The sequence below is a fragment of the Micromonospora sp. FIMYZ51 genome (genome assembly GCF_038246755.1).
GTDB lineage: Bacteria > Actinomycetota > Actinomycetes > Mycobacteriales > Micromonosporaceae > Micromonospora.
In genome coordinates, this window is sequence record NZ_CP134706.1 from 6,933,320 (window position 1) to 6,945,909 (window position 12,590).

The 12,590-nt window shown below is 69.9% G+C and carries 11 protein-coding genes; 10 read left to right on the forward strand and 1 reads right to left on the reverse strand.

Going from position 1 to position 12,590, the window contains the following annotated elements; all coding sequences use genetic code 11:
* The first annotated feature begins 14 nt into the window (after window positions 1–14).
* From QQG74_RS31075 to QQG74_RS31090, 4 genes are all read left to right on the forward strand, one after another.
* Window positions 15–485 (forward strand): DUF485 domain-containing protein, encoded by a 471-nt coding sequence (locus QQG74_RS31075; protein WP_341718164.1) that lies wholly within the window; start codon window positions 15–17, stop codon window positions 483–485.
* A 1-nt stretch (window position 486) separates the two neighbouring features.
* Window positions 487–2,127 carry a cation acetate symporter gene (locus tag QQG74_RS31080; protein WP_341718165.1) on the forward strand — a complete coding sequence of 547 codons (1,641 nt, stop codon included), beginning with the start codon at window positions 487–489 and terminating at the stop codon, window positions 2,125–2,127.
* A gap of 184 nt (window positions 2,128–2,311) precedes the next feature.
* Window positions 2,312–3,076, forward strand: a complete 765-nt coding sequence (locus tag QQG74_RS31085) for an ABC transporter ATP-binding protein (RefSeq protein WP_341718166.1) — start codon at window positions 2,312–2,314, stop codon at window positions 3,074–3,076.
* A gap of 143 nt (window positions 3,077–3,219) precedes the next feature.
* On the forward strand, window positions 3,220–4,911 hold the full coding sequence (locus QQG74_RS31090) for an ABC transporter permease (RefSeq protein WP_341721462.1): 1,692 nt from the start codon (window positions 3,220–3,222) through the stop codon (window positions 4,909–4,911).
* 13 nt (window positions 4,912–4,924) lie between these two features.
* Here the strand turns inward: QQG74_RS31090 and QQG74_RS31095 are convergent, their stop codons facing one another.
* Window positions 4,925–5,875, reverse strand: coding sequence for a hypothetical protein (locus tag QQG74_RS31095; RefSeq protein WP_341718167.1), 951 nt, complete (start codon window positions 5,873–5,875; stop codon window positions 4,925–4,927).
* Between the two features lie 185 nt (window positions 5,876–6,060).
* On the opposite strand from QQG74_RS31095, the gene QQG74_RS31100 reads away from it, so the two are divergent.
* The 6 genes from QQG74_RS31100 (at window position 6,061) to QQG74_RS31125 (ending at window position 12,559) form a co-directional block, all read left to right on the forward strand.
* A complete protein-coding gene (locus QQG74_RS31100) occupies window positions 6,061–6,591 on the forward strand; it encodes a flavin reductase family protein (protein ID WP_341718168.1) in 531 nt (176 codons plus the stop codon).
* Between the two features lie 247 nt (window positions 6,592–6,838).
* Window positions 6,839–7,192: a DUF485 domain-containing protein gene (locus QQG74_RS31105; RefSeq protein ID WP_341718169.1), complete on the forward strand. Its 354-nt coding sequence runs from the start codon at window positions 6,839–6,841 to the stop codon at window positions 7,190–7,192.
* Window positions 7,193–7,197: 5 nt separating this feature from the next.
* Window positions 7,198–8,865 (forward strand): cation acetate symporter, encoded by a 1,668-nt coding sequence (locus QQG74_RS31110; protein ID WP_341721463.1) that lies wholly within the window; start codon window positions 7,198–7,200, stop codon window positions 8,863–8,865.
* Between the two features lie 81 nt (window positions 8,866–8,946).
* Window positions 8,947–9,921, forward strand: coding sequence for a UDP-glucuronic acid decarboxylase family protein (locus QQG74_RS31115; protein ID WP_341718170.1), 975 nt, complete (start codon window positions 8,947–8,949; stop codon window positions 9,919–9,921).
* Between the two features lie 67 nt (window positions 9,922–9,988).
* Entirely contained in the window at window positions 9,989–11,206 is a 1,218-nt protein-coding gene (locus tag QQG74_RS31120; RefSeq protein ID WP_341718171.1) for an LCP family protein, read from the forward strand.
* Between the two features lie 174 nt (window positions 11,207–11,380).
* On the forward strand, window positions 11,381–12,559 hold the full coding sequence (locus QQG74_RS31125) for an LCP family protein (RefSeq protein ID WP_341718172.1): 1,179 nt from the start codon (window positions 11,381–11,383) through the stop codon (window positions 12,557–12,559).
* The last annotated feature ends 31 nt before the right edge of the window (window positions 12,560–12,590 follow it).

A 12,590-nucleotide genomic window follows, 5' to 3' on the forward strand; every position in this document is an offset into this window, starting at 1 on the left:
ACCAGACTGCCGGGATGGTCGCCGAGGAACCAGTGCCGGCACCCCGCCGGCCCGAGCCGTATCGGGCCGACGGGGCGCAGCCGGAAGGCGTGGGCGTCCCAGCGGACGTACGGCACTCGCCGGCGCGTACCCGGGTGGTGTTGGCCGAGGTGTCCCGGCGGCAACACCGGCCCGGCGGCACCCGCACCGAGTTGACCCAACAGACCCGGGTCGGTGCGGCACTGATCCACGGCCTGGTTCGCGCCCAGTTGGCCCTGGCACTGCAACTGTCGGCCGTGATCATGGTGACGTTGGGCGGGTTGCCGCTGCTCTTCGCCGTCGCACCGTCGGTCGGCCAGACGACCGTGCTCGGGGTCAACCTGCCGTGGCTGCTGCTCGGGGTGCTCTCCTTCCCGTTCCTGGTCGCGGTCGGCTGGACGTACGTGCGGTTGGCCGAACGCAACGAGCAGGACTTCACCGACCTGGTCCAGCGGCCGGAGCGCTGAGGTGGGCAACGGACTCGTCGTACCGGCGATCGTCGCGGTCACCCTGGTCACCGTCGGGATCGGCTTCTACGGGCTGCGGTTGGCCCGCACCACCTCCGACTTCCTGGTCGCCTCACGGGTGGTCAGCCCGACCTGGAACGCCGCCGCGATCGGTGGCGAGTACCTGTCGGCGGCGAGCTTCCTCGGCGTCGCCGGACTGGTCCTCAAGTACGGCGTGGACGTGCTCTGGTATCCGGTCGGCTTCGCCGCCGGCTACCTGGCCCTGCTGCTATTCGTGGCCGCCCCGCTGCGCCGCTCCGGCGCGTTCACCCTGCCCGACTTCTGCGAGGTACGGCTCGGCTCCCGCCGGTTACGCACGCTGGCCACCATCTTCGTCATCTTCATCGGCTGGCTCTACCTGGTGCCGCAGCTCCAGGGGGCTGGGCTGACGCTGGCCACGCTGGCCGGCTCGCCGTACCCGGTGGGTGCCCTGGTGGTGGCCGTGGTGGTGACCGCCAACGTGGCGCTGGGCGGGATGCGGGCGATCACCTTCGTGCAGGCGTTCCAGTACTGGCTGAAGCTGACCGCGCTCGCCGTACCCGTGATCTTCCTGGCCCTCCAGTGGCAGGCCGACGGGCGGCCGGAGGTGACCCCGCCGGAGGGGCCGACGTTCCGCACCGCGACCACCGTCGTGGTCGAGCACCGGGCGGTGCTCACCCTGCCCGACGGGCAGTCCCGCGAGGTGCATCCCGGCGACGAGTTGACCTTCGCGGCGGGCGAGCCGGTGCCGGAGGTCTCCGGGGTGGCCACGGGTGCCACCGACTGGCTGCTGCCCAGCGCGGCCGGCTCCGACGACCGAGGGCTGTTCGCCACCTACTCGCTGATCCTGGCCACCTTCCTGGGCACCATGGGGCTGCCGCACGTACTCGTGCGGTTCTACACCAACCCGGACGGCGCGGCGGCCCGCCGAACCACCCTGGTGGTGCTGGCCCTGGTCGGCGGCTTCTACCTGTTTCCCACGATCTACGGCGTGCTGGGCCGGATCTACACCCCACAACTACTGGTCAGCGGCCAGACCGACGCGGTGGTGGTGCTGCTGCCCGAGGCGGCACTCGGTGCCGGCACCACCGGGCGACTACTTGCCGCGCTGGTCGCCGCCGGGGCGTTCGCGGCCTTCCTCTCCACCTCGTCCGGGCTGCTCACCAGCGTCGCCGGGGTGATCTCCACGGACGTACTCGGGCGCGGCTCGGTCCATGGCTTCCGGCTGGCCACGGTGATCGCCGGTGGGGTGCCGGCGATCCTCGCCCTCAACATCTCCGGGCTGGACGTCTCGCAGGTGGTCGGGCTGGCCTTCGCCGTCGCCGCGTCCAGCTTCTGCCCGCTGCTGGTGCTCGGCATCTGGTGGCGCGGGCTCACCGACGCCGGTGCGGCGGCCGGAATCCTGGTCGGCGGCGGCGCGGCGGTTACCGCCGTGCTGCTCACCGTGCTCGGGCCGCCGCTGACCGGCTGGCCGGCGACCCTCACCGCCCAGCCGGCCGCCTGGACCGTGCCGCTGGCCTTCACCGTGATGGTGGTGATTTCGCTGGCGACCCGCCGCCGCGCACCCGCCGACGTCAACCGCACGATGCTCCGCCTACACGCCCCGGACAGCCTCCGGCTGTAAGGAAGGGCCCCTTATTAACGCCTGCGGTAGAGGAAGGGCCCCCTTTTAACAACCGACCACCGGCGTGCGGGCGGTAGCACGAGCGCGGAACTACGCCAGAGGGAGGAACTACGCCTGAGGGAGGAGCCCGGAATCCGCCGCTGGGCTGGCCGTGCCCTCGCCAGGACCGGATACGGTCTGGTGCATGACTGGTGAGCACCCTGCACTGGCACTGCGCGGCCTGGCCAAGAGCTTCGACGGCAAGGTGGCGGTGGCCGGCGTGGATCTGGACGTGCCGACCGGCTCGTTCTACGGCCTACTCGGCCCGAACGGCGCAGGCAAGACCACCACGCTGTCGATGGCGGTCGGGCTGTTGCGGCCCGACTCCGGTGCGGCCTGGGTGCTCGGGCGTGACGTGTGGGCCGACCCGGTCGGCGCGAAGCAACTGCTCGGCGTCATGCCGGACGGCGTACGGCTGTTCGACCGGCTCAGCGGCGGTGAGCTGCTGGCGTACCACGGACTGTTGCGCGGCATGGACCCGGCGGTGGTCGACCAGCGGGCGGCGGAGCTGCTCGACGTGCTCGCCCTCGCCGATGCCGGCCGCACCCTGGTGGTCGACTACTCGGCCGGCATGAAGAAGAAGATCGGCCTGGCCTGCGCGCTGCTGCACGGTCCCCGGCTGCTGGTGCTGGACGAGCCCTTCGAGGCGGTCGATCCGGTCTCGGCGGCGCTGATCCGGGAGATTCTCCAGCGGTACGTCGCTGGCGGCGGGACGGTCGTCTTCTCCAGCCACGTCATGGAGGTGGTGCAGCGCCTCTGCTCGCACGTGGCGATCCTCGCCGAGGGCACCATCAAGCGGGTCGGCACCCTGGAGCAGGTACGCGGCGAGCGCTCCCTGGAGGAGGTCTTCGTCGAGGTGGTCGGCGGGCGTACGGCCACCGGTGAGGAGCTGGCGTGGCTGTCCCAGTGAGCGGCCCGGCGACCGGCGGACCGGTGAGCAGCGGACCGGCGACCGGCGGCCCAGCGAGCGGCGGCCCAGCGAGCGGCGGACCGGCGACCGGCGGACCGGCGAGCAGCGGACCGGCGACCGGCGGCCCAGCGGGCGGCGGAGCGGTGAGCGGCCCGGTGAGCCGTCCGACGGCTGGGGTGCGGCGGGTGTCGGCGTGGCACTTCGTCCGGCTCAAGCTGCGGGTGATGGGCAACAACTTCCGAGGTCAGGGCTGGCGGGTGGCGCTCTTCCTGATCGGGTCGTTGATCGGGCTCTGGTTCGCGGTCGGCGCTTTCTTCGGCCTGGCGGCCCCCGGGCTGGCCGGCGAGGACCGGTACGCGATGCTGGTCGCCGCGTTCGCCGGTGGGCTGACCGTACTCGGCTGGCTGCTGCTGCCGCTTGTCTTCTTCGGCGTGGACGAGACGCTCGATCCGGCCCGCTTCGCGCTGCTGCCGCTGTCCCGGCGCACCCTGGTCACCGGGCTGTTCGCGGCGGCGCTGGTGAGCGTACCCACGATCGCCGTGCTGGTGGCGCTCTCCGGCCTGGTCGTCACGGCCGGTGCCTTCGGTGGCTGGTCCGCCGCCGTGGTCGCGGCGGTCGGGGTGGTCTGCGGGCTGCTGCTCTGCGTGGCCGCAGCGCGGGCGGTGACCAGCGCCTTCGCCACCATGCTCCGCTCCCGGCGGGTACGTGACCTGGCTGCCGTGCTGCTCGCGGTGGCCGCCGCGCTGCTCGGGCCGTTGCAGCTCGCCGGGATCGCCGCGATCCAGGACGTCAACTGGGACCGGCTGGCCGGAGTGGCGACCGTGATCGGTTGGACACCGTTCGGCGCACCGTGGACGGCCGGCATCGACGTGGCCCAGGGCCGGGTCTGGGCCGCGCCGCTGAAGCTGTTGATCACCGTGGTCACCATCGTCGCGCTGCTGGCCTGGTGGTCGCGTTCGCTGGAGTCGGCGATGGTGGGTGCGGCGAGTGGCGGGCCGGCCCAGGCCAAGGCGTCGGTGACCGGCGGAGTGGTGGCTCAACTCTTTCCCCGCGCCACCGGTTGGCTGCGCCGGGACCGGTTCGGTGGGCTGGTCGCGCGGGAGGCCCGCTACTGGTGGCGCGATGCCCGGCGGCGGGCCAACCTGATCACCATCGCGGTGGTCGGCCTCTTCGTGCCGGTGATGGTCAACTTTGGCGGGCAGGGCTTCGGCCTCGACAGCGAGGAGGGCTTCAGCCTCGCCGGTGACACGTCACCGGTGTTGGTCAGCCTCTCCATGGTCTTCGTCGGCCTGCTCGCCGCGGTGACGCTGGCCAACCAGTTCGGCTTCGACGGCAGCGCGTACGCCGCGAACGTGGTGGCCGGGGTGCCCGGCCGGGTCGAGCTGCGGGCCCGGATCACCGCCTTCTCGCTGTACGTACTGCCCATGCTGGCGGTGATCGCCGTGGTGCTCGGCGTGGTGCTCGGCGAACCGGCCTGGATCGGATTCATGGCGGGCACGCTTGTCGCCACCTACGGCGCAGGTCTGGCGGTCAACTCCTTCGTGTCGGTGCTCGGCGCCTACTCGCTGCCGGAGACGAGCAACCCGTTCGCGATGAACACCGGCGCCGGGATGGTCAAGAGCCTGCTGACGCTGCTGGCCATGGTCGCCACCGGCGCGATCGCCGTACCGCTGGTGCTCGCCGCCGCGCTGCTCGGTGACCTCTGGCTCTGGCTGGGCCTCCCGCTCGGTGTCGCGTACGGCGTCGGCGCGGCACTGCTCGGCGCGTACCTGGCCGGCGACGCACTGGACCGCCGCCAACCCGAACTGCTGGCGATGGTCACCCCACGCCGCTGATCTCCTGACCCGGTCACCTGGTTCCCGCGGTCATCGCGGTTCGCGCGGGGTCGCGCGGGGTCGCGCGGGCGTGGTGGCCCCGGGAACGCAGGGCGGCGCGAGCTTCGGCAACGACGCCGTCGAAGTCTTCGCGGAGGCGCTTTGCGGTCACATGCACGACGATCCAACCATCTTTGACCAGCCGATTGAGCCTCTTCCGATCGGCATGGAACTGCTCCGGGTCGTCGTGCCAGAGACCGTCGTACTCCACCGCCACCCGATATTCCGGCCAGGAAAGGTCGAGGCGGGCGACGAAACGGCCCTGCCGCGACACGACCCATTGGGTACGCGGACGGGGCAGCCCGGCCAGCACCAGCCGAACACGAGTGCGGGATTCCTGCGGAGATTCGGCACCGGCATCCGCCAGGTCGACCGCCCGGAGCATCGCCCGCCAACCTCGACGGCCCGCCCTGGCCAGTGCGTACCCGCGCAGTGCCGGCACATCGGTGAGCCGACGTGACAGCAGCGCGTCAATGATCACCACTGCCTCCACGAGGTCGAGCCAGCTCGCCAGGTCCCAGCAGGTACGCTCGGGTGAGGTGACTGCCGTCCCCGACCGCTTGACGATGTCTCCCTGGTCGACCGGCCCCTGGTGGACGCGCAGCCCCGCGTGCGGCGCGAGGCGTACGCCACGGGGTACGAGCACGTCCACCGGATCATCAGCCCTGCCCTGGGCGCAACCGAAGAGCGCTGCGGCGGATCGACCTGCGATCGCCGCGCCCGGCGGAACCAGCCACTGCCCGACGGCGGCACACCTGACCCGATGGGTGGCGGGCAGTTGGGCATCCGCATAGACGTCACGGAAAAGTGGACGCCAGGCGGTGCTGCGAAGATCATTGCGAGTGAGCAGGCCACGGGCGACGGCGACCGAGCCACGGAACACACGTCCCCGCAGCTGCGGGGGCCGACGAGGCGATCGAGGCATGTCCCTGACGGTGGCATCCCCGCCCGCTGCGGCGCTGCCCCTGTGGATAACCCACTGCGGGCGGCCCGCCATGATCACGCTCGAGCCAGGAACGAGTGGCATCCCACCTGGAACGAGGCCACTCGTTCCATGAACGAGCGTGATCTTCCCGGGTGGCCCGCGAACACCCGCTTGACCCGGTCACAATGTTTCACGTGAATCATGAGCCGGGTGCCCAGATCCACCACACCGACCCGTTCGCCGTGCCGACGGGCCAGCGTTCGCCCGTACGCCGGCTGCGGGGTCGGCTCGCCGCGCCGGTGACGCTCTGGACGGCGCCCGGGCCGGCCGGGTTGACCGTGTCGTCGACCCTGGTGGCCGATGGCGACCCGGGGCGGCTGCTCGGCCTGGTCGACGCGGAGTCGGATCTCTGGACGGCGGTCGAGGAGGCCGAGGTGTTCGCCGTGACGCCGCTCGGCCCGCCACACCGGCAGCTCGCCGACCGCTTCGCCGGGCTCTTTCCCTCGCCCGGCGGACTCTTCGCGATCGGTCACTGGACCGACACACCGTACGGGCCGGTGCCGGCCGACGCCGGCGGGTGGGCGGGGTGCCGGCTGGACACCGTCCGGGAGTACGGCTGGAGTCTGCTGGTCGAGGCGACCATCGAGCGGGTGGAGTTGACCGAGGAGAGCGAACCGCTGCTGCATCACCGGGGCCGGTACCGCGAACTGGACTGAAGCGTCGAGGTCGGTACCGCGGACTGGACCGAGGCACCGAGGCCGGTGCACGAACTGGACTGATCGTCATTTACCGGCCATCGGCGTGCAGCCGGTCACTCGGCGCAGCAGCAGTGGTCACTCGGCGCAACGGCGCTGCCGCTCGGCGCAGGTAGCGACCGATGCCGATATTCACCTTCTCCGCCGGGAAGCGCGCTTCCTACCGTGCGCAGTATTCCTGTCGCCTGTGAAGGTGGTGATCCACAGAATGTCCACGGACACGCCCCCCGCCGCGCCGAGCGATTCACTTTCGGAGCGGTACCTAGCGGTTCAACGGTCGGACGAGTTCGCCGGGTTACGTCGCGCGTTACGCGGCTTCGTCTTCCCGATGACCATCGCGTTCTTCCTGTGGTACGCGCTCTACGTGATCCTCTCCGCGTACGCGCGCGACTTCATGGGCACGCGACTGTTCGGCAGCAACATCAACGTGGCGCTGGTCTTCGGCCTGCTCCAGTTCGTCTCGACCTTCCTCATCGCCTGGTACTACTCCCGGTACGCGGACCGGAAGATCGACCCGGTGGCCGACAAGATCCGCGACGAGCTGAACGGGGGTGAGTCGTGAACACGATGATCCTCGCGGTCGAGGCGGGCAACACCACCGCCCGCAACCTGACCATCGTGCTCTTCCTGGCCTTCGTCGCGGCCACCCTGGCCATCACCATCTGGGCCAGCCGACAGACCAAGACCGCCACCGACTTCTACGCCGGCGGCCGGTCCTTCTCCGGTTTCCAGAACGGCATGGCGATCGGCGGCGACTACATGTCCGCCGCGTCCTTCCTCGGCATCGCCGGCATCATCGCGCTCTACGGATACGACGGCTTCCTCTACTCCATCGGCTTCCTGGTGGCCTGGCTGGTGGCGCTCCTGCTGGTCGCGGAGCTGCTGCGCAACTCCGGCCGGTACACGATGGCCGACGTGCTGGCCTTCCGGATGCGGCAGCGTCCGGTGCGTACGGCGGCGGCGGTCTCCACGATCACCGTGTCGATCTTCTATCTGCTGGCCCAGATGGTCGGCGCGGGTGCGCTGGTGGCGCTGCTGCTCGGCATCCGGCCCGGCACCACCTTCCTGGGCATGGACGCGGCAACCGCCAAGGTGGCGACAATCATCATGGTCGGCGCCCTCATGATCATCTACGTCACCGTGGGCGGCATGAAGGGCACCACCTACGTACAGATCGTCAAGGCGTTCCTGCTCATGGGTGGCGCGCTGCTGATGACGCTGCTGGTGCTCGCCAAGTACAAGTTCAACCTGTCGTCGCTGCTCGGCGACGCGGCGGCCAGCTCCGGCCACGGTGCCGACTTCCTGGGGCCCGGATTACGGTACGGCGTCGAGGTGGCCGGCAACGCGACCCAGACCTTCTACAACAAGGTCGACCTGCTCTCCCTCGGCATCGCCCTGGTGCTCGGCACCGCCGGACTGCCGCACATCCTGATCCGCTTCTACACCGTGCCGACCGCCAAGGCGGCCCGCAAGAGCGTGCTCTGGGCGATCGGCATCATCGGCTCGTTCTACCTGCTCACCCTGGCGCTCGGCTTCGGCGCGGCGGCGCTGGTCGGCGGGGAGGCCATCCGCACCCAGGACCCGGCCGGAAACACGGCCGCACCACAACTCGCCGAGGCGCTCGGGATCGACTTCTTCGGCGGCGAACTGGGCGGTGCCGCACTACTGGCGATCATCGCGGCGGTCGCCTTCGCCACCATCCTGGCGGTGGTCGCGGGGTTGACCCTGGCCTCGTCGTCAAGCCTGGCGCACGACTTCTACGCCAACGTGATCAAGCGGGGTAACGCCTCCGAGCGGCAGGAGGTGCGGGTCGCCCGGATCTCCGCGCTGGTGATCGGCGCGGTCGCCATCGCGCTGTCCATCTTCGCGCAGAACCTGAACGTCGCCTTCCTGGTGGCGCTGGCCTTCGCCGTGGCCGCCTCGGGCAACCTGCCGGCGATCCTCTACAGCCTGTTCTGGAAGCGGTTCAACACCTCCGGCGCGGTCTGGGCGATCTACGGCGGCCTGCTGGCGGCCGTACTGCTGGTGTTCTTCTCGCCGGTGGTCTCCGGCGCGCCGACGGCGATGTTCCCCGACCACGACTGGCAGTGGTTCCCGCTGTCCAACCCGGGCATCCTCTCCATCCCGATCGGCTTCCTCTGCGGCTGGATCGGCACGGTCATCTCGAAGGAGAGCGACGAGGAGAAGTACGCCGAGTTGGAGGTGCGCTCGCTGACCGGAGCCGGCGCGCACTGACCGGCGGCGGCTTCTGTTAATAGGGGGCCCCTTTACTACACCAGGCGTTAGTAGGGGGCCCCTCCTTATATGCTCACCCGCATGAAGGTTGAGCAGCGTTTCGGGCCCGGTCATCGCATTCTGGTCACCGGCGGGGCCGGTTTCGTCCCGTCGCATCTGGTGGACGCGCTGATCGCCCGCGGCTGCACGGTGGTCGCGCTCGACAACTTCGTCACCGGGTCGCGGGAGAACATCGCGCACCTGCTCGACAAGGCGAGTTTCACCCTGGTCGAGGCGGACATCTCCGACGGGCTACCCGAGCACCCGGCGCTCGCCGAGCGGTTCGACGCGATCCTGCACATGGCCTCCCCGGCCAGCCCGACGGACTTCGAGAAGCTGCCGGTGGAGATCCTGCGGGTCGGCTCGGTGGCCACCCTGCACCTGCTGGAGCGCGCGGCTGCCGACGGCGCCCGGTTCCTGCTGGCCTCCACCTCGGAGGCGTACGGCGACCCGAAGGAGCACCCGCAGCGGGAGACCTACTGGGGCAACGTCAACCCGATCGGCATCCGCAGCGTCTACGACGAGGCGAAGCGCTTCTCCGAGGCGGCCACGATGGCGTACCGCCGCAGCCGGGGCGTGGACACGGCGATCGTGCGGATCTTCAACACGTACGGGCCGAGGATGCGGCCGGACGACGGTCGGGCCATCCCGACCTTCATCTCCCAGGCGCTGCGCGGCGAGCCGATCACCGTGCACGGCACCGGCAACCAGACCCGTTCGATCTGCTACGTGGCGGATCTGGTCCGGGGCATCCTGCTGCTGCTGGACTCCACCGAGAGCGGGCCGGTGAACTGCGGCACCGAGCACGAGATGAGCATGCGGGAACTGGCGGAGACGATCGTGTCACTCTCCGAGAGCAAGTCGGAGGTGACATACGTCACCCGCGCCGCGGACGATCCGGAGATGCGCCGGCCCGACCTCACCCTGGCCCGTGAGTTGCTCGGATACGAGCCCACGGTGGCACCGGAAGAGGGTCTGCGGCGCACGATCGAGGACTTCCGCGAGCGGCTGGCGTAGTCGAGCCGGCACGACGCGGGATCTCGCCTGACGGCGACACTGGCTACTGCTGCGTACCCTGAGTTACATGTCAGCCACCATCCCCGCTGGGCAGCCGTTCTTCCACCTGCGTCGCGGCGCGGGCCGCGCGGCGGTGCCGGGTCCGGGCGGGCGCTCCGCCGGACCGGCCGAGACCCGCTGGTATCCGTCGCACGACGAGCCGGCCATGGCCGGTGGGCCGGGCGGGCCGCGCGGACCGGTGGGGCCGGACGGGCCCGGCGGCGTACCCGCACCGCGCGGCCGGCGACCCCGCTGGCGTCGGATCGTCCTGGTGGCCGGGGTCGTGGTGCTGGTGTTGGCGCTTGTCGCCGGGGCCGGCGCCTGGTTCTACGCGCGCAGCCTGGACAAGAACCTGGCCCGGACCGACCCGTTCTCGGAGATCACCGGCGGTCGGCCGGCCAAGGCGGTGAACGGTGCGCTGAACATCCTGATGGTGGGCACCGACTCGCGGGATCCGGACGCCCCGATGGACAAGGCCGGCGAGTGGCGGGCCGACACGATCATCGTCATGCACATCCCCGCCGACCACCAGGAGGCGTACCTCGTCTCCATCCCGCGCGACCTGTACGTGCCGATTCCGGAGAGCGCTGGCGCCGACTGCGACACCGGCCAGCGCCGCAAGATCAATGCGGCGTTCGCGTTCGGCGGGCTGCCCCTGGCGGTACGCACCGTCGAGTGCTTCACCGACGTGCACATCGATCATGTGATGGCGATCGACTTCGGCGGCTTCAAGCAGGTCACCGACGCGCTCGGCGGGGTGGAGCTGAAGGTGGAGCGGACCATCACCTCGATCCACAAGCCGTACCGGAAGTTCACCAAGGGCACCAACCAGATGAACGGTGCCGAGGCGCTGGACTGGATCCGGCAGCGCAAGCAGTTCCCCGACGGCGACTTCGCCCGGATGCGCCACCAACAGGAGTTCCTGCGTGCGCTGATGGACAAGGCGGCGAGCACGGGCACGCTCACCAACCCGAAGAAGCTCAACGACTTCCTTCGCTCGGTGACCGACGCGGTCACCGTCGACCACGGCTTCTCGCTTACCGACATGGCGGTGCAGTTCCGCAACCTGCGCGGCGAGAACCTGACCTTCGTGACCAGCCCGCACCAGGGCAGCCAGACGATCAACGGGGAGTCGGTGGTGGTCTCCGACCGGGAGAAGGCCCTGGCCATGTACCGCGCGATGTCCGCCGACACGATGGCCGACTGGGTACAGGCGAACAAGAAGCCGGCGAACGACAACGGTTGACCCGCCGGTTCCGGCGAACCAACCTCCGACCATCCAATTCGATCTGTCCGTTCGGGCATTTCAGCAGGATGACGCGGCGGGAAACGCTGGCTGGCCGTCACCCGAACTCGCCACGGGAGAACGACGTACGTAAAGTGTGTCCGCCCCCTTCGGAGAACACGAGCTGGAGCACGCATGCCGGTTCACAGCCCCGCCCTGCTCGATCCGCCTCGTGCATCCGCCACGCCATCGCCCGGCCAGAAGAAGAAGTCCGGCAAGAGTGGGAAGCGGCGTAAGGATCCACTCTGGGCCCGGCTCACCGTGGTGCTCGGCGCCGTGCTGATGATGACCAGCGGGGTGGCCATCGTCGGCAGCAAGGCGGTGATCAGCCAGGCGACCGGCAACATCTCTCAGCGCAACCTGCTCGACGAGGCGGGCAAGTCGCAGGCGGAGGGCGGCGGCGACCTGGATGGCCCGATCGACATGCTGCTGCTCGGGGTGGACGCCCGGGAGCGGTGGGACGCCGACGACGTCCGGGCGGACAGCATCATCGTGCTGCACATCCCGGCCACCCACGACCAGGCCTACCTGATCTCGATCCCGCGGGACACCGAGGCGCGGATCCCGGCCTTCGAGAAGACCGGCTATCCGGGCGGGGTCGGCAAGATCAATAGCGCCTTCCAGGCGGGTGCCCGCAACGGCGGCGGCTGGGAGGGCGGCGCCCAGTTGATGGCGAAGACCATCAAGGGCATGACCGGCGTCAGCTTCGACGGCGCGGCGATCATCAACTTCGGCGGCTTCAAGGGCGTCATCGACGCGCTCGGCTCGGTACGCATCTGCGTCAAGCAGGAGGTCGAGTCGATCCACATGTCGTACGTCGACGGCAAGCCGATGTGGAACGCGGACGCCAAGAAGACCGGCAAGCCGAGGACTCCGGTGGTGCACAAGAAGGGCTGCCGGGAGATGAAGGGCTGGGCGGCGCTTGACTACTCCCGCCAGCGCTACGGCCTCAAGGGTGGCGACTACGACCGGCAGGCCAACCAGCAGCAGCTGATCAAGGCGATGGCCAAGAAGGCCACCAAGAACGGCACGCTTACCAACCCGGTCAAGCTGAACGAAATGATCAAGGCGGCCGGCAAGGCGTTCATCCTGGACACCGGTGGCGTACCGGTGGAGGACTTCGTCTTCACCATGCGCGGGGTCACCGGCAACGAGCTGATCATGTTGAAGACCAACGGCGGCACGTACCAGACCCAGGGCAACGGCAACGAGGCGCTCGACGAGCAGACCCTGGACATGTTCCGCGCCCTCCGGCAGGACAAGCTGGCCGAGTTCGTCTTCTACAACCCCCAGGTGATCTCCTCCCGGGACTGAGCCCGCCGGAGCGACCTGACGATACCCACGA